The organism is Cellvibrio sp. QJXJ (assembly GCF_024452345.1).
Lineage (GTDB): Bacteria > Pseudomonadota > Gammaproteobacteria > Pseudomonadales > Cellvibrionaceae > Cellvibrio.
This window is the reverse complement of sequence record NZ_CP101662.1, coordinates 3,062,727-3,084,794: the sequence shown is the minus strand read 5'-3', so window position 1 is coordinate 3,084,794 and position 22,068 is coordinate 3,062,727. Positions and strand designations below refer to the sequence as shown.

Sequence of the window (22,068 nt, the reverse complement as noted above, 5' to 3'; positions counted from 1 at the left end):
GTAACATGGAACAGGCAAAAGAGCGCAGTCTTAAACAGTTGATGGCAGGCGTCGACGCGTTGGTGGAGACGAGTGATCAATTAGTCAAAACCGCCGTACTTGAACATCGCAAGCGTGAAAAAATTAAAAACATGGAGCTGCCTTGTTTATGGACGCAAGACGAGCTTTATGAAAAGAAAGTTATCTTCACCGGTATGCGCCAACGCGAACTGCTAAATGCATTTCGTGAAGTCCGCATTCGTTTGTTGGAGCGCAGCAAAAGCGACAACATGGTGGTACTGGTCAGCTCTGTGTCTACCCATGGCGGTTCAAGTTTTGTTGGTTTTAATCTCGCTGCTACTTTCGCACTGGATCAACACAAGACCGCGCTTTATGTCGATTGCAATCCCTACTCATCGGCGGCAGACAAATATGTCACTCAAGAAGTAAATGAGGGATTAACCCAATATCTCACTGATTACACTGTGCCGTTAAAAAACATTATTTATCCCAGTGGTATTGAGCGGTTGCGGGTAATTCCTTCCGGGGGTTCCAGTGAATCAGCCGCTGAGTTTTTTAACTCAAAACGCATGGAAGTATTTGTGGCAGAAATTAAATCGCGCTATCCCGATCGTTTCATCGTGCTGGATGCTCCTTCGGTACAGCAGTCCACAGAGGCGCGAATTCTCGCCAAATACTGTGATCATGCGCTTCTGGTAGTGCCTTACGGTTCTGCTGTGACGGATGAGGTTCTCGCTGCAGTAGATGCAGTAGGGAAAGAGCGTTTTGCAGGGCTGGTGTTCAATAACTAACGCAGTAATTGTGTGAGGGATGCTCAAATGAACAAATCGCCAATTGCTTTTCTGGTTGCCGCCTATGCCAGTGCATCTGCACTTGCGGCACCAACTGAGGTTGCGGGCAGTGATTTTGGTGCAACTATATCCCTGAGTGCGCAGCAAACGGATAACGCGCTCAAAACCCAAACTGATGAACTGTCAGAGCAACAAAACCAGCTGATGGCAAGTGCGTTTGCGCTCTATAACAACGAGTATATTACGCTCAACTCGGACTACGCCGTAAGTCAAATGCGCTATGAAAAAGACAGTCAGGAAGAGCGAACCACAACTATTGGTAAAACCGATTTTGTTTTGGGTAAACCACACAATCCGTTTGATTTAAAAATTTCACACAGTCTGCAAAAGCTGCCCAAGTCATCCGCCGCACTTGAGCTGGAATCCAATACAGATGAAAAACAAATATTAAGTGTTCAACCGGGCTTTCGCACACGTATTACTGGCGCCGATAATTTTTTTATTAACGCCAATGCCACCGAAGTTGAATACCGTTTTGAAGAGCAAAAAAACTCATCGCGTACAGGCGGTAGCACTGGTGTAATTCACGCATTCTCGGCGGTCGATTCGCTCTCGGTATATCTCACCCAAAGCGATGTTGAATTTGAATTTAACCCTGATGTTGATTACAGCCAAACCATGGCTGTCGTGGCTTTGGAAACGCGTCTGCGCAAAATAAATTATCGGATTGAGTTAGGGCAGAGTCGTACAGACTCATCTCGTCTCGGCAAAAGTGATGATCCCTATTACGCCGTGCAAATGAATTATGACGCCGGTCATCATCAGCTCGGGCTAGCGTTTAATCAGCAAATTACTGATTCATCGCGTGGTTTTGATGCCAATGCGGCGCCGGGTGAAATCCCCGGTGGCAGCGATGTAACTGCTGATCAATTGGATCAGGTGTTGTTGCGCCATGCAGAGTTGCGTTGGTCTACTTCGGTGCTGTGTGAGCGCTGCGATTTTTACCTGAGCGTGTATCGCGATGAGCACCAATTCCAATCCCTGGAGCGCGATGAAGAGCGTTTAGGTGGTGCCTTGGGTTTGGGATACCAATTATCGCGCAGCGCAACACTGGGGTTTAATGCCAGTAGGGTCGAGAACAAATTTGCAGCCACGGTGAACGACAGCGAGTTCACTCTTGATCAAATAACGGTGTACTACAACTATGCATTTGCGGGTGGCTTTAACCTGCGGTTATTTGCCGCCGAATACGAGCGTAGTTCTGTAGATGCCAGCAACGAATATCAGGAGTTAAGAGCTGGAGCCACAATTGGCTACAGGTTTTAATCGCTTCACCAACCTTCATTAACAATAGGAATGGTAAATTCCATGAAAAAAATTGCACAGATTGCAGCCATTACACTGGGTGTTGCATTGATAGGATGTGGTGAAGACAAAAGCGAAAATGCAGAAACGGCATTGCGCCATCAAAATTCTGCCAAAGTCTATCAACAGCAAGGGCAGTTGCGTGCGGCGATGCTTGAAGCGCGTAACGCGATCCAGTTGGCTCCAGATTCGGCGGATGCGTACATTTCACTCGCGCGCATACTCAATACCACAGGCGCTTATTCATCCGTTGTAACCATGCTCGACAATGTGGTGGCAGAGTTGCCGGGCGTTTCAGCAGAGCTTGCCAGCGCCCATATTGAGATGAAAAAGTACCGTACAGCGCTCGATGTAATGCAAACGCATCCGGCCGCAGTCAGCGATGCTGCACTTCACTATCAACAATCTTATTTAACTGTCAAAGCTAATATTGCCCTGGGTGAGAAGGATGCTTACGCCAAAGCACTGGAGTCATTCAAGTCGCTGCCGAATAGCGCGCAGGATGCAAAATATCTGGAAGCCAGTATTCTGCTCGCACAAGGTCAATCCGAAGCTGCACTTCTATTATTGCAAGAAGTTGTAGCGCAAGATGAAACACATTTTGAAGCGCTGGTTTTGCTGGGTAATTTATCGCTTTATGAAAATAAATTAACCGCTGCAGAAGAATACTTAACCAAAGCGTTGGCGCTGGTTCCAAACACCGACGTCATCACAGTCGATCGCGCAAAAGTATTAACGCAATTAACAGAAGTGCTTATCCAGCAGGGTCGCACCAGCGAAGCTTACACCTATCAAAAACTGTTAGCGGATGCCAACCCTGAGCGTAATGTTGCCCAGCAAAAATTTAACGATGCGATGGAATTGTATCAACAGGGTAAATTCAGCGACGCCGAAAAGCTGTTGAAAGAATTACGTAAAGACTATCCAGATGACAGAAATACAGCGACGCTGTTGGGAATGGTTGAATTTCAACAGGGCGCAGATCAAAACGCGATAGATTTGTTTGATCAGTTTATTGACCCAGAAACTGCAGCGCCGTCAGTTATCCAGGCCGCCGCATTGGCAAAATTCCGCAGTAATCAAATGGATGAGGCGATTACCCTATTAAAAAATGCGGCCGAGCGTCAACCAAACAACCCTACTATTTTAGCAACCTATGGCTTGGCTCTGTTGGATCGCGACCCTGCCAGTGCTGATGGCGCTATCGCGCTGGAAAAGAGCCTCGCATTGGAGCCAAAACAGCAGCGCATTCGCATTGCCTTAGCTAAGCGATATATGGCGATAGAGCAGCCCGAACAGGCAATTGCACAACTGCAAAAAGCCTTTGAAGAGCAGCCAATGGATTTGATGGTGCAACAAACCTATTTTAAAACTCTGCTCGCAAATGGCTTTGATGATCGCGCAGAAGAAGTTTTAAAGGAGTTTCAGCGTCAAAACCCGGGTAGCCCGCGCGGTGCATTTTTGCAGGGCTGGTTTTCTCTGTATAAAAAAGATTACAAAGAAGCAGAAAAATTCTTTGAGCAGGCGTTATCTATTAAAGGGAATAACGAAAAGCAGTTGTCCTTTGCTGGTCTTGCCCAAGTTTACAATGAGCAAAAATTGCCGCACAAAGCAGTTGTTGCATGGCAATCTATCATTGAGTTAGATCCTAAAAACTTAAATTCATACCGTTTGTGGTTAGTTCAAATGGTGCGTTTGGATCGTATTAAAGAGGCGGTCAGCTTCTTGGAAAACCTGGAACAAAACAGCAGCGACTGGCAACCGTCCGCTGTGCTGGCTCAGTTGTTATCCTCGCAGAAACAAAATAAAGCGGCGCTGGTTCATTTGGAGCGTGCTCTGGAAAAAAGTAATAACGCGCAAAATGTGCAGCAAATAGCAGCCAATCTGTACACCACCTATGCTGGTGAATTGCTTGCGGCTGATAATGTTGGGGAAGCGAGAAATTATCTGCTCAAGGCAAGTGCATTATTTCCCGACAACATCACCTATCTTGCCGGATTAGTCGAGACAGAAATTGCAGCAGGTAATTATGCAGAGGCACAAAAACTGCTCGATCAATTTGAAAAAAATAAACAAACAGAGTCAGGGTTGCTTTATTTACAAGGGATGATCCGCAGTGCAGAAGGTAAAGCAGATGAAGCCTTTACATTTTATCAACAGTCCTGGCAATCCAAGCCAACTGAATTGGCGGCTGATTCTATTTATAAACATTATCTGGCACAGAATCAAAAAGAGCAGGCAGAAAAATTTGTTGGGGAATGGTTGGAAAAGTTCCCACAAAGTTACCGGGCCAGTTTATTGAAAGCTTTGGATGCCCAGGAAAACAATGACGTTCCCGCCGCTATTGAAGGCTATGAGAGTGCCTTACAAAAAGCACCCAATTCCCCCGTTATATTAAATAACCTCGCGTGGAGTTATTACCTTGAAAAGGATTCGCGCGCAGAAGAAACGGCAAAAAAGGCTTATGAGCTGGCTCCAAATTCCGCAGCGGTATTAGATACCTACGGATGGATTTTGGTAGAGAATGGCAAGGTAAGTGAAGGAATTAGTTATTTGGAACGCGCTGCCAATCTCGCTGCAGATAATACCGAGATCCAGGAGCATCTTACACAAGCGCGTGAAAGGCTTAAAAACCAGTAGGTATTTTTATATTAAGTTGTATAAAACACTGGGCCAGTTTTGGCCCAGTTTTGTTTATAACAAAAATCAAATTCCCGCTCTCCGAACAGATATAGGTATTACATTATGGACACTGAAGGATAAATGTGATGGAGGTTAAATTGCAGAAGCAGGACGTATGGCAGCGCGTAGCACCGTTTATGGTTATTGCTATTATAGTTGCTATTTACTTGCCAACATTCGTCGGTCTTTCAGCACAATGGACTCAATGGGATGAGTCGCTTTCGCATGCCTATCCGTTATTACTTTGGTTTTTGGTGTTGCTGTATAAAGTTGGGCCTCTATGTCATGCACGGCAGAATTTATGGATAGATTTATTGTTGGCGATTGGATTAGTCGTCGTATCCATTTGTTGGTTTTTGTTTAACACCATCCAGATAAAAATTCTGGAACAGTTAATTCTTTTGCCGATACTCTTTCTGGCTTTAGCTTTCGCTTTTGGCGTTAAAACATTATGGCAATTACGATTCCTGTTATTAATGCCTGTGTTCGCTCTTCCTATTTGGGATTACCTAAACAATGCTTTGGTTGAACTTGCCAGTGCTGTTGTAGGTGAAATGGTGCGCATGATTCGCATCCCGGCATTGATCGATGGCAGTAGTATTTTTATTCCTTCCGGTCACATTATGATTGCCGATGGTTGCTCCGGGCTGCGGTATTTAATTATATCGCTGGCGCTGGGTTACACCATTAGTTACCTCAATGGTTATCGTGAAAAAGGTCTGATACTTTCTCTGTTAATTGCGGGTGCATTGGGGTTGTTGGCAAACTGGATAAGAATATTTGTCCTGATTCTGGTGGGCTACTACACCGAAATGCAAAGCTCGTTAATGGAAGATCATGAAACCTTTGGTTGGATTGTTTTTGCGCTGATTTGTTTTCCCGCAATTTATTTCGCGCCCGTTATAAAGAGAGTGCAAGCAACCACAGGCGTTGCAGGTGAGTCTCTTGGGTTCAAAAGAGTTTTGCTATTAACTTTGTTATTAATGCCCGGTTTTTTAATGGGGAAATTGGTCGCTGCTACTAATGACACTACAGCGCCCACTTACAGTTTGGGCGATATAGGGTTTGTATCACATACATCGAGTTTACCTTTGCCTCCTTCGTTGCCTGCAGCAAGGCTTACGCAAAAATTTATTGCTCCGAATAATATTTATCTACAAATTAATCAATATATTCCTCAAACGCCACGGGATCGTTTGGTGCCCTACATCGCGCGCCAATACGATAGCCAATTTTGGTTACAGGAAAGCATAAAGGTTATTGTCGTTGGTGGTAAAAAAGTTCGCGTTGAACAGCTGCGACAAAAGTCCGGATTAAAGCGGGTTATACAGGCACAGTGGTTTGATGTGGGTGGATATACAACAGCAACAGTGGCGCAGGCCAAGCTGCTCCAAATTCCGGCTGTACTGAGTGGAAAGCAATATTTTTCGGTATTTACGTTACAAGCAGAATGCATGCAACTTGATTGTGATAAAACCCTCCAATCCCTGCTGCATTTTAGCGAATCAATTCAATAGAAAGGTAATTTATGGAACTGCTTTTTTGGTTGTCAGCATTGTTGATAGTTTATATCTACATCGGCTATCCGATTTTATTGCGCTATCTACCCAGGCGCCCACCTGTGCAATCGGCGGAGTTAAATGAGCTTCCTACTGTGACTATACTGATTCCGGCGTTTAACGAAGCCGCAGTAATTGGTCAGACCATTCAAAATAAGTTAAGCCAGGATTACCCCAGCGATCGTTTGGAGATTATTGTAATCTCCGATGAATCCGAAGACGCCACCGACGACATAGTGAAAGAAATCGCCGCACAAGATTCTCGTGTTCGCCTTGTTAGACAAGTGCCGCGTCAAGGAAAAACCTCCGGTCTAAATTTGGCAATGCCTCACGCAAACGGTGAGATAGTTATTTTTTCTGACGCCAATAGCCACTATCAGTCCGATGCCGTGCGTCAATTGGTCAACTGTTTTAACGACCCGGAAGTAGGTTACGTAACTGGAAAAATGGTTTATGTAAATGAAGAAGGTAACGTAATTGGCGATGGTTGCAGTGCCTACATGAAATATGAAAATCATCTGCGCAGCCTGGAAGCCAATGTGTCTTCCGTAGTTGGTGTGGATGGTGGTATAGACGCGATTCGTAAATCGTTGTATCAACCAATGAGTGCTGATCAATTGCCCGATTTTGTTTTGCCATTAAAAGTGATTACCCAAGGCAAGCGTGTTATCTATTGTGAAAAGGCGTTATTAAATGAAGAGTCACTTAGCAGTTCACAATCTGAATTTCGCATGCGGGTACGTGTTTCACTAAGAGCGTATTGGGCGATGTGGGATATGAAACACTTATTTAATCCGTTTAAGTACGGTTTATTCTCCTTGCAAATTACCTCGCATAAATTACTCCGCTACCTCGCTTTTATTCCATTGTTCCTTGCGTTGGTTAGCAATGGCCTTATTACCGGTGAGGGCTGGTTATATCAGTTGACATTCCTCGCGCAAATTATTTTTTATTCTGTTGCGGCATTCGTATCGCTGAACGATGGCACTAAAAACCGTTGGCTCGCGCTGGTTAATTATTTTTGCCTCATCAACATTGCAGCAGCCATGGCGTTCATCAAATTTATAAAACGCGAAAAAATTGTTATGTGGAAGCCGCGGGTAGGATGATGAAAGTAGCCCATCTTATCGATAGTGGTGGTTTGTACGGTGCTGAACAAGTACTGCTTACTCTCTGTAAAGAGCAACAGCAGCAAGGCCTACACCCGATAATTGTCAGCTGTGGTTTGCCGGGGGAAGCGCTAAAGCCTTTGGAGCACGCCGCGAATGATCAACACATTGATTTAATCGTATGGCGAATGCCGGCAGGTTTAAATCGTGCAGGCACCTTATTGTTATTGAATGAATTGAATAGTCGTGGTGTTCAATTGCTTAACTCCCACGGCTATAAGTTCAATATTTTGTTGGGAATGCTGGGCAAGAGCAAAATTGGTTTGCCGCTTGTCTCTACGGTGCATGGTTATGTAAAAGCAAAGTTCCCTAAAAAAATGTGGGTCTACGAATTTTTAGATCGCATTTTTCTTAAACGCTTCGATGCAATAGTGCTGGTCAGTGAAAAAATGCGTGAAATTCCCGCATTTCGTAACAGCAAAAAAGTGCATGTAATTAAAAATGGCATAAATTCCAAAGAGGCCTCGTTGCCCTCAACGCTTGAGGGCAATCCTTACCAATTGCTAGCTATCGGTCGGCTCTCACCGGAAAAGGGGTTCGATTACCTTATCAAAGCTGTTGCTGAAATAAATAAAACAGAAACTATTTGCCAACTAACTATTTATGGCGAGGGCAGTTTACGCAACTCGCTGGCAGAATTAATTAGTAGCCTTAGCCAACAAAACAATATAAAACTTGCAGGTTTTATTGCTAATGCCCAACAACATTTTCACCGTTACCAACTAATCGTAATGCCCTCTTTAACAGAAGGTATTCCCGTAACTTTGTTAGAAGCTATGCGCAATAAAACCCCGATTATCGCTTCAGCAGTAGGCGGTATTCCAGAAGTGTTGGGAGTTGACAGTTATGGTCTGCTAACTCCTGCGTCCACAGATTCTATAGTGAATAAGCTTCGCCAATGGTTTTCATTATCTAATGAAGAAAAAGAAGCATACGTTGAAAATAATTATCAAAAATATTTTTTGAATTTTAGTGCGCAAGGTATGGGTCTGCACTACCTAAGTCTCTATTCGGCCTTGAAAGGAGCGCATAAATGAAACCTTGGATGGAGTCTATTTATTACAAGAGTCCTGTATTTATCCAAAACATTGCAGTATCTGCAATGGGTTTTAAACTGCGTAGCGAGCGATACAAACCCGTAGGTCAATCTAAATTGACCGAGCTGTTAAAAACACAGAATTTTAATCAGGAGCAGATGCGCGAATATCAGTCACGTGCATTTGTTGCCATAGCTAGGCATGCTATTAACAATACAATTTTCTATCAGCGTTGGGCTCAGGACAAGGGACTTGAAGCTGGTGATATAAAATCGATAGAGCAGATCAATCTATTTCCGGTAATAGAAAAAGCATACATTCGTGAAAATTCACACGAGTTTAAAGCTCAACCTAAAAACCAAAATGCAAAACAAATCAAGCTGCACACCAGTGGAACAACAGGTACTCCTCTAACTGTATATACCGATGAGAACTCCCGCAGCGAACACTATGCGTTTTTCTCGCGACTGCGCTCTTGGTATGGGCTGCAACCAGTAGACCGCCGTGCAACTATGTTTGGGCGAATCATTATGCCTGCTGCAGATAAAAAGCCGCCCTTCTGGCGCTATGATGCAGTAAATAAAAATTTGCTAATGTCCTCATACCACTTAAAAAAAGAAAACCTGCTTTCCTACTATCGGAAGTTGGTAGATTTCAAGCCTCAGGAAATCTTTAGCTATCCCTCCAGTATTGTGCAGCTTGCAGATTTCATTATTCAAAATAATCTCCCGAAGCTTGATCTCAAATTATTAATGACAACTGCTGAGCATCTTCATTCCTTTCAGAGAGAGAAATTATTAGCAGCCTTCAATGCTCCTGTGGTCAACCAATATGGTTGTACAGAGATGGCGTTTTTTGTTTCTACCCTGCCGAACGGTGAATTTTGCTCACACCCGGAACATGCAGTACTAGAGGTAAAAACATCTGACCAGAGTATTCATAACATTGGTGAAGGTGAGCTTGTCACTACAGGCTTAATAAATTTTTCAATGCCCGTCATCCGGTATCTTGTAGGGGACAATGTAGTATTGGGTGAAGAAAACAAAAATGGCTTCAAAATACTCCAAGATGTTCAAGGAAGAGTAGACGACCTGATATACATGAAAGATGGAACACCAGTAGGAAGGTTGGATCCGATTTTTAAAGGTGGTACTGGTATTAAAGCTGCTCAGATTTTCCAAAATAAAGAAGGAGATATTGAGTTGCGTATTATTCCGGATAGTAGTTATTGCGAGTCATTAGGGGCTGCTTTAAAAGCAGAACTTATCAAAAGAGTTGGGGGTGATTGTTCGATTGATTTGATGTTGATTGATGAAATTGAAAAATCTAGCAATGGGAAATTTAAATCGGTAATTAGCAGATACAAAAATTATGTTAAAGCTTAAGAAAGTAATTGCTGTCGTGCTCGGTTCTTTCTACTTTAAATCTTATTCATATTTTAGAAAAATTAAATGTGAAGATGTAAAGGTTATTGGTGTCCCCCTGTTGAATATCGCGAGAGGATCGCAGCTTTCATTGGGGGCGAGGGTAACTCTTAATTCTTTTAATGACGATTACCACATTAATATGAATTCATCAGTAAAAATATTTATTGAGAATCAAGGGAGCGTGGTTGATATCGGAGAAGATACTCGAATTCACGGTTCTTGCATCCATGCATCAAAAAAAATCAGTATTGGGAAGCGCTGTCTGATAGCAGCAAATTGCAACATTGTGGATTCTCATGGACACAGAGTTGTTTTGGATGAGCCTTCTAAGAGGTACCGAACAGTTGATGAGCCGCGTGAAATCAATATAGGTAATGACGTATGGATAGGTATGAATTCCATAATTTTACCAGGCGTAACAATAGGCGATGGAGCCATTGTTTCTGCAAATAGCGTTGTTAATAAAGATGTACCGTCTAAAGTTATCGTTCGTGGAAATCCCGCAGAGATAGTTGAGGCTAAAGTATCATGAATTATGAAACACCTTTGAAGTGGGAGCCATTTGTATCAATTGTTATGCCTGCTTTTAATGAAGAAAAATATATAGAGTTGTCCCTAATAGCCGTTATGCAGATGGATTATCCGAAGCATAAACTGGAGATTATTGTCGTTGACAATGGGTCAACAGATAAAACAGTTGAAATAGCTAAACGTTATGCTGACAAGGTTATAGTTCATCCGAATGTAAAGGTTGGCGGTGTGAGAAATGAGGGCGTTCGTCAATCAAACGGAGAAATAATTGCATTTATAGATTCTGATTGCCTGCCTGCAAAGGGTTGGCTTCGTGATTCTCTGGACTATATGAAAGAAAACTCATGCGATGCCGTCGGCGGAATCTATCTGTTGCGAGAACACCCCTCTTGGGTAGAAAGTGCATGGTTGATAAACCCTAAGCCAAAAGATGGCGTCACTAATAGACTAGTGGGCGGTTCTATTTTGATTTCTAAAGATAGTTTCATATCTTGCGGAATGTTTGATGAAGCACTAAATGCTGGTGAGGATTATGCTCTTGCTAGAGCATTGAAAGAAAAAGGCTTTGTACTACATGAAGCTAAATCTTGTGCATTGGTGCATCTTGGGTATCCGACAAACTTACTTTCTTTCATGGCTCGCCAGTATTGGCATTCATCGAGCTATCTTAAAAGCAAGAAAAAAGGGGGGGCTGATTTCCTTTTTTTGATTGTTGCTGCTTACGCGGTTGGTATTTTATTGTTGCCACTATCCGCTTTGGTAATTCCGTCCATGCTGCTACCGGCAATTTCAATAATCTTCTTATTTCCTGGGATTCTTTCTGTAAAGCGCATCGTTGCATCAGGTTATAAGTCGCATAGGCTTGATAGTTATTTAAAAATCTATTTATTAGATTTTTGTTATCTCTTGGGTCGAGTCGGTGGGCTATTGAAAAGCTTGATGACGGAACTTAATTTAATTCCTGATAAAAAGTCACATTATTAGAAATATCGGATGTATCTTCATCAAAATTAGCTACTATGCTTCATGAGTTAGGTATAGCTCCGAAATATTTGTTAAAGGGGGGAGAAAAAATGAGAGCCCTACTGTTGGTTCTGCTAATAATTCCAGCCTTGAGCTTTGCTCAGGCAGTTAGTCAGGTTTCAGTTGAAAAAAACGCTGAAGGTCAGATTTCAAATGTCAGTATTAAGGGTAGCGGTTTTGGTGTTAAGGCTGTTCCAATTTTTTATGATCAGGCGGGTACTACTTATGAGAAGGGGGTTGCGAATTCATACTTCAATAGCTTTCTGCCTGATCGCATGATTACCCAGCAAGACACAATGGGAAGTACTAGTTCTCCTTGGAGCAACTCCTATGGCTCACTATATATTCGTAATGACCCTGCAATAGTGCGAGGGCCAGCGACTGGTAAGTATTATAATGGCTTAGGGGTTAAAGTTAATCTTCAGAATCCTCGTGTGCATCCCCGTGCAGGTACTCCGCAAGAATCAAAAAAAGTTTATATCAGCTGGTGGTTCCGCCAGCAAAATGAAACCCGCAATTATTTCCAGTTCGAGTTGAGCAGCATAGACCCTGAATTTAATCCAAAAGAAGGTGACGAGTTTACAGTTAATGCTGGTGAGCACTGGTCTGGTGTGACTACCATCTATGGCCGTGTTATTGCCTATTATCCTGCCACCAAAATTCTTCATGCTAACTATTACGGGCAGTACAACACTAATCGATTAACAGGGAACCGTTTAACGCTCAATGTGAGTAACAAGTCTGCAACCTTGGCGGTAAATACGCGTGGGCCTGGCTCTAACAAATATTTGCGTGTCTGGGAGAGTGATGGTACTGACGGTACCTTCAGATCGTCTTGGACTAATACGGAAGTCTATCAGGCTGATTTACGCAGTGTTCAGCGTTCCAATGTTTTGCCTCGCGAATGGAATCATATGGAATATTTTGCTGATCAAAATAAAAAATACATCAAAACTAAAGTGAATGGTGTTGTTGATGCAGAGGGCTATTACACGCTCGCCTCTGATATTGCAGGCCATTCGCCAACAATTGGCTTAATCGGTCAGGACAGCACTCAAACCGAAATGCATCAGGAAATTTGGATGGATGATATCTATATGGATGGTTCATTCAAGCGAGTCGTGTTGGGTAATGCACCTAAGTATGCGGATGTAACCCATCAAGAAGTCCAATTTTTTACCAGTTGGACGGATACTGAAATCAAGTTTTCGCCCTACTACGGATCATTGGATAGAAAGCTTCCCGCATACATATACATTTTTTCAGAGGACGACGTACCCAATTCTGAGGGTATTGCCTTTGAAAGCCCTCCAAAAATGGATTAATGAAAAAAGCCCCTGATCAGGGGCTTTTTTATTGTCTGTGCCAAGCCCCATTTCCCAGCTATGTAATGTAAGCAACCACCTATTTTGCTAAGATGCGCGCCTATTCTCGAGTTCGGAAAGGATTAGGTAGCATGAGTTACACTCCCGGTCTGGTATCGGTATTAATTCCTCTTTTTAATCGCGCCAAATATATTCAGGAAACGATTAATTCTGCGTTGTCGCAGGAATATGACAACCTTGAAATCATCGTGGTGGATGATGGTTCTACTGACGGTGGTGATAAGTTGGTAGAAGCCTTTTTCGACACAGGGCGAGTGCAATTGTTTCGTCATGCTGGCGGGGCTAATCGCGGCCAATCCATTTCACTCAATGTGGCACTGTCCAAAGCGCGTGGTGAGTACATCGCTGTGCTTGATAGTGATGACATATTTCTCCCTAACAAATTAAAAGACCAGGTTGGCTTCCTGCAGGCCAACCCTGATGTGGGATTGGTCTATGGCATGGGGTTTGGTGTTGATGCGGCGGGCAAGCAGATTTACAACATTCTCTCTGAAAAACACACCGAAACTAACGACCCGAATCGCATACTGTTAGATTGCTATTTTCACTTGCCCGTTGGCTCCCTGGTGCGCAAGTCTGTTTACGATCAGGTGGGTGGGTTTGATGAGTCACTTCGTGCTGGTCAGGATCACGACATGCAAGTGCGCATGGCAGAAGTGACCCGCTTTGGTTTTTTGCCGGTGCGAGTTTACTGCTATCGCCGTCATGGAGAATCCATTAGCCACCAGGGGCTGGAGCGCCGCTGGCGCAACGCGCTGATTATTCTGAACAAAGCAATAAATCGTTATCCCTACAGTAAGAGCACTATTCGTAAGCGTCGCGCAGTTATCAATTTCCGTTTGGCGCAAGCGCTGTTGCAGAGCAAAAAATCCTATTGGGAAGCCGGGTGGCGCTTTTTGTACGCGGGCTTGTTGGATCCAGCGCGAGCAATTGCTGTTGTTACAGGGAAGGAAAAAGTCAGATGAAGATTTTGTTAGTCATAGACAGGCTTACCAATCCCCATGCCGGAACCGAGGGCCAATTTTTACTGTTAATCAAGTTGTTGCAACAGGCAGGGTGTGAGCTACGGGTTTTGATATTGGCTGACAGCGAATGGCTGCGCGCCAATCCTTTGCCATGCGCAACAAGTATTGTTGGCTCATCTTCAGTGAAATCCTTAAAAACCTGGTGGCGAATCTATCGGGTGGCGCGTCAGGCAAAGGCAGATGGTTTCGATCTGGCGCATATTTTCTTTAACGACGCTTCGCTGATATGCCCGCCTATGTTTGCTTTGGCAGGCATCAAATCCATTATTTCTCGGCGTGATATGGGTTTTTGGTATACACCCATGTATCGCAAGCTGCTCCCCTTGACTGGCAAATACGTTGCTTGTGCGCTGAGTAACAGCCGTGCTGTTGCTGAAGTTACCGGCGCTGTAGAGCGTATTCCTGCAGCAAAACTCAGAGTCATTTATAACGGTTTTAACAGAAGTTTTAATTCATCAGCCAGCATTCCTGAATTGGAATCCTTGCGGGCGACAGGTGCACAGATTTTTGGTCTGGTTGCCAATATTCGCCCTATAAAGCGTATGCAAGACGCGATTAGTGCATTGGCCCGGTTAGACCTTAATCATAATCCGCACCTGGTGATAATTGGTGCTGGTGATGCCACTGAGTTGACGTCGCTTGCCAGCCAACTGGGTGTCGGTGAGCGAGTGCATTTTTTAGGTTCACGCAGTGATATTCCTGAGTGTTTGCAGTACCTATGCGCAGGACTTTTGTGTTCCGAATCCGAAGGTTTTTCCAATGCGATTGTCGAATACCAGTTTGCCGGGTTACCCGTCATTTGCAGTCGCACTGGTGGCAACCCGGAGGCTGTCAGCCATGGCGAAACAGGGTGGTTGTATGAAGTGGGTGATGTGCCTGCATTAAGTGCAGCAATGGCCAGTGTATTACAGGAACCAGAGCGCGCCGCCGCTATGGGGGCTGCAGCCAAACAACAAGCTGAGTCGCGTTATACCATCAGCGCCATGTTGAATCAGCATCTGGCGCTTTATCGTGAACTAACAGGAGCAGTGCAATGAAATCTGCCGTAATTGAATTGGCGGGCAAATTAGGCGGCTATCAGTTGGCGCGTTTGCTCACGCGCAAGCAACCAAAAATTTTGATGTATCACCGTTTTTCAGCAGAAAAAAAAGGCCATGAAGTTACCGCTGCTACTTTCGAGCAACAACTGCGCTTGATAAAAAAATATTTTCAACCCATGACCCTTGTAAATCTGGCGCTTGCTATTCAAAAAAATGGTACTGCACCTGCAAATGCAGTGGTGATCACGGTGGATGATGGCTATAGGGATTTTTACGAAGTGGCCTATCCGCTATTAAAGCGCTATCAAGTGCCTGCCACTTTTTTTGTGACTACCGGGTTTGTAAATGGTGATCTCTGGTTGTGGTATGACCAAGTTAAGTGGTTGCTAGAAAATAAGACTGACAATTCTAAAGAAATTTTTTTATCAGGTTTGAGCGTAGATCTGAGTGGTGATAAAGAAAAAACATGGTCTTTAATCGTAAATCACTTTCTAAATATTGATAATACTGACCGTTTGAATGGAATTGCACAATTAGCGATAGCTTGTAATCTCGAGATCCCCAAGATTGCACCAGATGATTACAAGGCAGTTAATTGGCAACAGCTAAAAGAAATGCAGCTTAATGGGATAGAAATAGGCGGTCATACAGTTACGCATCCATCGTTAGGAATGACTCGTTTGGATGAGGCAATTCAGGAAATAGAAAAGTCCAAGTTGCATTTAGACCAATATCTTGGGGAAGAGCCAAGAACATTTTGTTATCCAAACGGGCAGCCGCAGGATTACACGCTTGAGGTTAAAGAGAGTGTAAAGCGTGCAGGATACCTTGCTGCAGTTACTGCATTCTCGGATAGACATAATATTAATTTAGATAATAGTTGGCGCCGATTCACTGGGTCTGAGGATAACTTTCAATTTTCCAAATCTTTGTTTGGGGTTGAACATATTGGGAACTTGTTAAGAAGACACGAGAGAGCGTCAATATAAATTGATGTCAAATGGAGGCGTAAGTCATCTAATGAATGCTAAGCTGGCAAAAAAATTATTAAAAAATATTGATGAGATATCATTTCTGTTAATGGAAAATCATTTTTCAGATTATGTATTCCAAAATTTTGGAGTAAAGAAAGTTGAATCCAAGGAGGAGTTGCGTGTTAGTTTTTTAGTTCCTTTGTTGAAGCTGTTGTGTGCATTTCTAAATACTGGAAAGAAGGAGTTTCTATCTATCTATTTGGATGAGCGAAAGCGGTACAGCCCACATTTATCTGGGTTGGATGTTCAGCTGAGTTACCATCAGTACGTAATTGCCAAAGATCATGAAATGCTTGAGAAGATAGTTGGAGGCAACTCCCTATCAAAAGAGTATTGGTTTTCTTTGCATAAATCTCTTTTAAATGTAAATGTAAATGAAAAGGTGATAAAAGTTTTGGCAGTCGGTGATTGCCTTATGAATGAAATTAGAGTCTTTTCAGATCCTGTGGAACAGGGTAAAGATTTTTCTATAGATTTTCGATGTATATATTTAAGTGCTGGATCGGGCGGCGAATTAGATACCTCCAATATAATTAATTACGTAAACGATAATTCTATAGATATTATTGCTTTTAGTTTTTTCAGCTTTGAAGTAATGCCAGAGTATTCAAGAATCGTATCGCATTCTGAAAAAATGTCATCAGCCCAAATAATAAATTTTTGCGATGGCATGATTAGCAAGGTCACCGATTTTATTTTTGCGTTAAGAAAGCAAACGGATAAAACATGCCTCATACACTCAGTATCAGGCTTGCCTTTAGGGCGTTGGGAAAAGCGGCTTCCATTGCTGCCAGCATTGCCGCCAAAAAAGAAATTAGCAGTCGATTATCTCAATAAAAAACTGAAAGATCTTGTTGTGAACGTGGAGAATGTGATCCTGATCGATGAGCAGGCTATAGCAGACGATTTTGGAATAAAGCATTGTGCTAAGCAGATTGCTCCGCAGCGAATATATAAAGGCTTATTCCACACATCTTATTTCGGTAAGTATCTTGCAGATGTTTATATAAAAGAATGCGAAACTTTTCTGACGCTAAAAAAATGTAAAGTGTTGTTGCTAGACTTTGATAATACGCTTTGGTCAGGTGTGATGGCCGATGGCGAAGTGCGTCATTATGTCGAAAGACAGGAACTATTAAAGAGTTTAAAAGATCAAGGCATAATTCTTGTAGCTGTTAGTAAAAATTCCGAAGAAAATATTCGCTGGAATGAAATGGCTTTAAAGAAAGAAGATTTCGCGTTCTTGCAGATAAATTGGAATCCTAAAGCTGATTCAATTAATAATGTAAAAAAAGTATTAAATTTAGGAAAAGATAGTTTTGTTTTCATTGATGACAATCGGCACGAGCGAGCGTTAGTTGCAGCTGTCCACCCTGAGGTAACGATTCTTGATGCAGAGTTACCCCAAACTTGGGAGTCTCTTGCGAGGCTAAAAGATTATCCCAATACACAAGCTACTGACGAAGCGAAAAGGCGAACCGCTTTGTATCAAGAGCAATCAGCGCGCGCTAATGCATTAGGAGATGCGGGGGCAACATTAGAAAACTTAAAACTTTTGGAGTTGTGGTATGGCTTCAGCTCCGCAAACGTATCCGATTTAGATCGCATTCTGGAGCTGGTTAACAGAACTAATCAATTTAACCTCACTACAAAGCGCTACCCAAAAGCAGAAGTGGCAAAATTTCTGAATGATCCAAAATATCTTGTTTTATCGGCGTCTCTTGGTGACAAGTTCGGTAGTCTCGGGTTGGTTGCTGTTTGCATTATTATGTATGAAGGGCAGGAAACTGCCTACGTCGATACTTTTGTGATGAGTTGCAGAGCAATGGGCTTTGCTCTTGAGAAAGCCTTTATGTATGAAATTATCAAGTTTCTTAAAGCGAAAGGCGTTAAAACACTGACGGGTCAATTTATTCCCACAGATAGAAATTCACCTGCCATGTCCTTTTATGAAGATGTTGGCTTTCAAAGTATCAACACGGAAGGTGGTTATTTAGCTAACCTGGATGAGTACCCGCTACTTTCTGTAGATTGGCTGACCAAAAAAGCTGACACTATATAGGCTATTTTATGAATCATTTTGTAGGTGTTCATGGTGGCGCTAGCGCAAGCAAAAAAATAGTAATAGTGTCTGGGTTTACTTTTTTTCTTTTTATCATTTATCAGTTATTCTTTTTTTTAAATATACCGTCAAGAATTCCGGGTCTAGGTATAGTTCGACCAACTGTATTGTTATTCCTTATTCTTGCTGTATTACTGATTGCTCAGCGCGATAAGATAGCTCATAAATTTAATCAACCAATCTTCAAGGTATTTAGTGCTTTTTTGATTGTATTGATTGTTACCTTACCATTTGTAACCTACCCTGGTAGTGTACTTAGAACCAATCTGCAAATATTTATTAAAGCAATTGTCTTCCTCTACTTCTGTGCGCTGATTTTGGATACAGAAAAACGCTTAAAAATATCGCTTTTTATTTTTGTTGCCTGCCAGGTCTTTCGTGTACTGGAGCCGCTCTTTTTAAATATCACCACAGGCTATTGGGGTAGCTCTACCTATATGGGCAGTGGTGAATTTGCAAATAGATTATCCGGCGCACCTGCAGATGTAATTAACCCCAATGAATTGGGGTTTGTGATTGTAACTGCCATTCCCTTTTTACATTATTTTCTATTGCAGCGAGGATGGATAATTAAGTTATTTTATCTTGGTCTGCTAGCGATATTGCTCTATGCCTTGATACTAACCATGTCTCGCGGTGCTTTTTTAGCTCTCATTGTTGTTGGCTGGTTCGTTTTCAAGGAAAGCAAGCGAAAATTTATGCTTATAGTTTTCATTGTAATTGGAATAATTGCGGCATTGAGTGTCATGAATGATGTGCAACGTGATAGGTATTTATCTCTATTCTCATCTGAATCAAAACAATCAGCAAGCGCAGAGGGGCGTATTAACGGAATGATTAAAGAATTTGAACTTGGCTTGAAGCGCCCGATTTTTGGTTTTGGTTTAGGCACTACCGCGGAGGCCAAATACAATACTTTTGGCCGCAGACAAGCAAGTCATACCATGTATGGCGAGCTATTAATTGAGGTTGGAATTGTTGGTATGTACTTTTTTATGCGTTTTATTATTGCGATTCGGCGGCAATTAAAAGAGGGCATAGTGAGTGCAGAAACCTGTAGTGATTTTTACAAGACGCTATTTAAAATTTGTAATGTGGTCTTTTGGATGTTTGTGGTTTACAGCATTAACTACTGGGGATTAAGCCAATATTACTGGTATAACCTGGCCGGCATTGTAATAGCGGCGTCCATATTGATGAATATGAATAAAATCAAGGAATCAAACGCGTGAAAATATTATTGGTGGCGCGCTGGCCTGTTGGTGGAATCAGAACCTACTTTCGTTATATATACGCTCAAGACTTATATGCTAATTATGAGCTGGTTCTGTTGGCTCCAGACATAGGGCTACAAGACTTTTTGGCCGAATATTTTCCCGTTGGCCGTATTCGTTTTATTAAAGCTGCAAATTCTGACTCTGCACTGCGAAGAGAACTAAATTCTATACTACGCTCTGAAAAGTTTGATGTGATTCATTCTCATGGTTTTTCTGCTGGTGCTTTAGTTAGTTCATTAGCACAGCGGCTGCCTGCTCCACATATTATGACGGCGCATGACGTTTTCCGTGCTGATCAGTTTGTTGGTATAAAAGGCAAAGTAAAATCACTTTTATTGAATTTGGCTTACTGGAGACTTGATGGGGTTTTAACAGTTGGTCAGGACGCCTTAGAGAATTTTAAAGAATTTATACCAATGGTTTCACCCGAGAAAATTCATAACATTGATCATGGTGTTGATGCTCAACGTTTTGCTAGTGCCGAGCCACGTGATTTTCATAAGGAGTTAGATTTACAGAATCGCAATATCATTGGATTCTTTGGCCGTTTTATGTCACAAAAAGGCCTGCTTGATGTTATCAAGGCCATGAAAATTTTGTTAGAACGCCGGACATCCGAACAAATGCCAATTGTTCTAACTTTTGGATGGGGAGGATTTATTCGTGAAGATTATGCGCTCATAGATCAATTAGGTTTATCTGATTATTTTCGTCAGCTGCCATTTACCGATGATGTTCCTGCTGCTATTAAAGGTGTCGATTTGGTCGTTATGCCTTCACGCTGGGAGGCATGTGGATTATTGGCCATGGAAGTGTTAAGCGCGGGAACTCCATTAATTGCGAGCAATTGCATAGGCTTACGCTGTGTAGTTAAAAATACTCCTGCACTTGTTATCGATCCTTATCGGCCTGATCAACTTGCGAATGCAATAGAAGCGGAACTGACTAATTCTTCAGCTGAATCATTCGCAGCTTTTCAACCTCTAGCCGTGGAACGTTTTGCTTTGGCAAAACCCGCGCGAGCCTTGCATGAATACTATCAGCAGTTAAAGGAAAACGGTTGTGTATAAGCGTCTTGCCTTTAATACCGCCTCCAATCTAGGAGCCCTATTTATCAAGTTGGGTATCACTTTTGTGATGACGCCTATCCTGATTAAAAATATGGGTAACTATGATTATGGCCTGTGGGAAATGGTGGGTGCTGTTATTGGCTATATGGGCATGTTGGATATGGGGATTCGTCCGGCGGTAAGCCGTTTTGCTGCCCGCTTTATTGCTCAAAAAGATGAATCAGCTTTAATCACGCTGTATGCAACAGCATGGTATTTCTTGCTCGGTGTCGGGTTGCTGATTGCGCTTATTCTCGGCCTTGGAGGGATGTTTTTTGCTGAGCTAGTTGCCCCCGAAGAAAGCACAGACAATGTTCGTTATACCTGGTTTCTGCTGATATTGGCGGCGCAATTATTGATTACCTTTCCCTCCTATACTGCAGAGAGTTATTTGGAGGCTTATCAGGAATATTATTTAAAAAACAATGTCACTATTGTTAATTCAATACTGGGCAGCACCATCTTATTTATATTTATCACTCCTGAAAATGCTCTGGTACTACTTGCAGCAACCAACGCAATAGGAATCTGCTCAAAGTATCTTTTTTTAGTATGGCTTATGCAGTACCGCCGACCATTCCTGAGTTTGCGTCGAGCTTATTTTTCGTTGCTTCAATTAAAAGAACTGTTGCGCTTTAGTGTGAAAACCTTGGTGCAAGGTGTGGCGACTAAAATGGAAAATGCCACGGACAGTTTGGTAATCGGTTTTGTGATGGGGCCAGCTGCTGTTCCGCTCTACAGTATTCCGGCTAACCTCGTTAGCTACATTCGCCTTATTTCCTATAATTTTACCCATGTATTTATGCCTTATTTTAGTTCCCTCGGGGCATTGAATGATCAGCGAAAAATTCAGGAAGTTTATCTAACGGGAAGTAAATTCACTGTCGCACCCTGTTTAATTTTGGCGATTGGTGCTTATACATTAGGACCAGAATTTTTATCACTTTGGGTTGGTGATGAAATTGCACGCTCTGCCCAAGAATTCCTGGGTGTACTGATTGCCTTTTTGGTACTCCCACTGGTTAACCCTATGGCTAGCCGTTATCTCACCGCTATCGATAAACACGGCTTTTTTGCCAAGTGGCAACCAATAGTTGCTTTATCCAATCTCGGTTTGAGCCTGTTGCTAATTTATCCCTTGGGTATTTTAGGTGTCGCACTAGGCTCGTTAATACCCGCTTTGGTTTTTCAGCCAATAGTGCTTGGTGTGTGTTGTAAGCATCTGGGGTTTTCGCCTTTTGTGTATCTTCGCTTCGCATTATTGCCCTGGCTAATACCTTGTGTCGCCATGGCTGCGACCTTGGTGGCTGCCAAGCAATTTTTTGTTATAACTAACTACGGAATTTTACTGGCGATAGCAAGTGTGGCCTCTATGGTATTCATCGTGGTAGGAGCATTATTTGCATTGAATCAGCATGAGCGTTCCCAATTAATGGCTATTGTGAAGCGCAAAAAAAATTAAGGGTAAGGAAATATGTGCGGTTACGCCGGA

Annotated in this window: 16 protein-coding genes and 1 pseudogene; all 17 read left to right on the top strand. The window is 42.6% G+C overall.

The features are described 5' to 3' along the window. Positions 1-5 precede the first annotated feature (5 nt). The 17 genes and pseudogenes from NNX04_RS13415 to NNX04_RS13335 all read left to right on the top strand — a co-directional run bounded on the left by NNX04_RS13415 (position 6) and on the right by NNX04_RS13335 (position 22,038). Complete coding sequence (locus NNX04_RS13415) at positions 6-791, top strand: tyrosine-protein kinase family protein (protein ID WP_007639472.1); 786 nt, start codon at positions 6-8, stop codon at positions 789-791. A 27-nt stretch (positions 792-818) separates the two neighbouring features. Continuing rightward, on the top strand, positions 819-2,117 hold the full coding sequence (locus NNX04_RS13410) for a hypothetical protein (RefSeq protein ID WP_261946093.1): 1,299 nt from the start codon (positions 819-821) through the stop codon (positions 2,115-2,117). Positions 2,118-2,159: 42 nt separating this feature from the next. Further along, positions 2,160-4,796, top strand: coding sequence for a tetratricopeptide repeat protein (locus NNX04_RS13405; RefSeq protein WP_261946092.1), 2,637 nt, complete (start codon positions 2,160-2,162; stop codon positions 4,794-4,796). 128 nt (positions 4,797-4,924) lie between these two features. After that, the gene (locus NNX04_RS13400; RefSeq protein WP_261946091.1) at positions 4,925-6,355 is read left to right on the top strand and encodes an archaeosortase/exosortase family protein; all 1,431 of its coding nucleotides are present in this window, start codon (positions 4,925-4,927) and stop codon (positions 6,353-6,355) included. 11 nt (positions 6,356-6,366) lie between these two features. Then, positions 6,367-7,506, top strand: coding sequence for a glycosyltransferase family 2 protein (locus tag NNX04_RS13395; protein ID WP_261946090.1), 1,140 nt, complete (start codon positions 6,367-6,369; stop codon positions 7,504-7,506). Continuing rightward, positions 7,503-8,603, top strand: coding sequence for a glycosyltransferase (locus NNX04_RS13390; protein ID WP_315973050.1), 1,101 nt, complete (start codon positions 7,503-7,505; stop codon positions 8,601-8,603). Before NNX04_RS13395 ends, NNX04_RS13390 begins: the two co-directional genes overlap by 4 nt. Continuing rightward, the gene (locus NNX04_RS13385) at positions 8,600-9,988 is read left to right on the top strand and encodes a hypothetical protein (protein ID WP_261946089.1); all 1,389 of its coding nucleotides are present in this window, start codon (positions 8,600-8,602) and stop codon (positions 9,986-9,988) included. The genes NNX04_RS13390 and NNX04_RS13385 overlap by 4 nt, the downstream gene beginning before the upstream one ends. A 409-nt stretch (positions 9,989-10,397) precedes the next feature. After that, a pseudogene (locus NNX04_RS22915) lies at positions 10,398-10,544 on the top strand (DapH/DapD/GlmU-related protein); the annotation flags it as partial. A gap of 14 nt (positions 10,545-10,558) precedes the next feature. Beyond that, positions 10,559-11,545, top strand: coding sequence for a glycosyltransferase (locus NNX04_RS13375; RefSeq protein ID WP_261946088.1), 987 nt, complete (start codon positions 10,559-10,561; stop codon positions 11,543-11,545). Between the two features lie 89 nt (positions 11,546-11,634). Beyond that, on the top strand, positions 11,635-12,909 hold the full coding sequence (locus tag NNX04_RS13370) for a hypothetical protein (RefSeq protein ID WP_261946087.1): 1,275 nt from the start codon (positions 11,635-11,637) through the stop codon (positions 12,907-12,909). 131 nt (positions 12,910-13,040) lie between these two features. Beyond that, positions 13,041-13,934, top strand: coding sequence for a glycosyltransferase family 2 protein (locus tag NNX04_RS13365; RefSeq protein ID WP_261946086.1), 894 nt, complete (start codon positions 13,041-13,043; stop codon positions 13,932-13,934). Further along, positions 13,931-15,031 (top strand): glycosyltransferase, encoded by a 1,101-nt coding sequence (locus tag NNX04_RS13360; protein ID WP_261946085.1) that lies wholly within the window; start codon positions 13,931-13,933, stop codon positions 15,029-15,031. The genes NNX04_RS13365 and NNX04_RS13360 overlap by 4 nt, the downstream gene beginning before the upstream one ends. Further along, positions 15,028-16,023, top strand: coding sequence for a polysaccharide deacetylase family protein (locus tag NNX04_RS13355; RefSeq protein WP_261946084.1), 996 nt, complete (start codon positions 15,028-15,030; stop codon positions 16,021-16,023). Before NNX04_RS13360 ends, NNX04_RS13355 begins: the two co-directional genes overlap by 4 nt. Positions 16,024-16,054: 31 nt before the next feature. Then, on the top strand, positions 16,055-18,130 hold the full coding sequence (locus NNX04_RS13350) for an HAD-IIIC family phosphatase (protein ID WP_261946083.1): 2,076 nt from the start codon (positions 16,055-16,057) through the stop codon (positions 18,128-18,130). 8 nt (positions 18,131-18,138) lie between these two features. Next, a complete protein-coding gene (locus tag NNX04_RS13345) occupies positions 18,139-19,422 on the top strand; it encodes an O-antigen ligase family protein (protein ID WP_261946082.1) in 1,284 nt (427 codons plus the stop codon). Next, on the top strand, positions 19,419-20,537 hold the full coding sequence (locus NNX04_RS13340; RefSeq protein WP_261946081.1) for a glycosyltransferase family 4 protein: 1,119 nt from the start codon (positions 19,419-19,421) through the stop codon (positions 20,535-20,537). Before NNX04_RS13345 ends, NNX04_RS13340 begins: the two co-directional genes overlap by 4 nt. Beyond that, on the top strand, positions 20,530-22,038 hold the full coding sequence (locus NNX04_RS13335; protein WP_261946080.1) for a lipopolysaccharide biosynthesis protein: 1,509 nt from the start codon (positions 20,530-20,532) through the stop codon (positions 22,036-22,038). The genes NNX04_RS13340 and NNX04_RS13335 overlap by 8 nt, the downstream gene beginning before the upstream one ends. Positions 22,039-22,068: the final 30 nt, after the last annotated feature.

Coding starts and splice junctions, on each gene's coding strand:
- NNX04_RS13375 (WP_261946088.1), top strand. CDS start 10,559: ATGAATTATGAAACACCTTTGAAGTGGGAGCCATTTGTATCAATTGTT.
- NNX04_RS13350 (WP_261946083.1), top strand. CDS start 16,055: ATGAATGCTAAGCTGGCAAAAAAATTATTAAAAAATATTGATGAGATA.
- NNX04_RS13395 (WP_261946090.1), top strand. CDS start 6,367: ATGGAACTGCTTTTTTGGTTGTCAGCATTGTTGATAGTTTATATCTAC.
- NNX04_RS13345 (WP_261946082.1), top strand. CDS start 18,139: ATGAATCATTTTGTAGGTGTTCATGGTGGCGCTAGCGCAAGCAAAAAA.
- NNX04_RS13370 (WP_261946087.1), top strand. CDS start 11,635: ATGAGAGCCCTACTGTTGGTTCTGCTAATAATTCCAGCCTTGAGCTTT.
- NNX04_RS13405 (WP_261946092.1), top strand. CDS start 2,160: ATGAAAAAAATTGCACAGATTGCAGCCATTACACTGGGTGTTGCATTG.
- NNX04_RS13390 (WP_315973050.1), top strand. CDS start 7,503: ATGATGAAAGTAGCCCATCTTATCGATAGTGGTGGTTTGTACGGTGCT.
- NNX04_RS13410 (WP_261946093.1), top strand. CDS start 819: ATGAACAAATCGCCAATTGCTTTTCTGGTTGCCGCCTATGCCAGTGCA.
- NNX04_RS13365 (WP_261946086.1), top strand. CDS start 13,041: ATGAGTTACACTCCCGGTCTGGTATCGGTATTAATTCCTCTTTTTAAT.
- NNX04_RS13385 (WP_261946089.1), top strand. CDS start 8,600: ATGAAACCTTGGATGGAGTCTATTTATTACAAGAGTCCTGTATTTATC.
- NNX04_RS13355 (WP_261946084.1), top strand. CDS start 15,028: ATGAAATCTGCCGTAATTGAATTGGCGGGCAAATTAGGCGGCTATCAG.
- NNX04_RS13360 (WP_261946085.1), top strand. CDS start 13,931: ATGAAGATTTTGTTAGTCATAGACAGGCTTACCAATCCCCATGCCGGA.
- NNX04_RS13400 (WP_261946091.1), top strand. CDS start 4,925: ATGGAGGTTAAATTGCAGAAGCAGGACGTATGGCAGCGCGTAGCACCG.
- NNX04_RS13415 (WP_007639472.1), top strand. CDS start 6: ATGGAACAGGCAAAAGAGCGCAGTCTTAAACAGTTGATGGCAGGCGTC.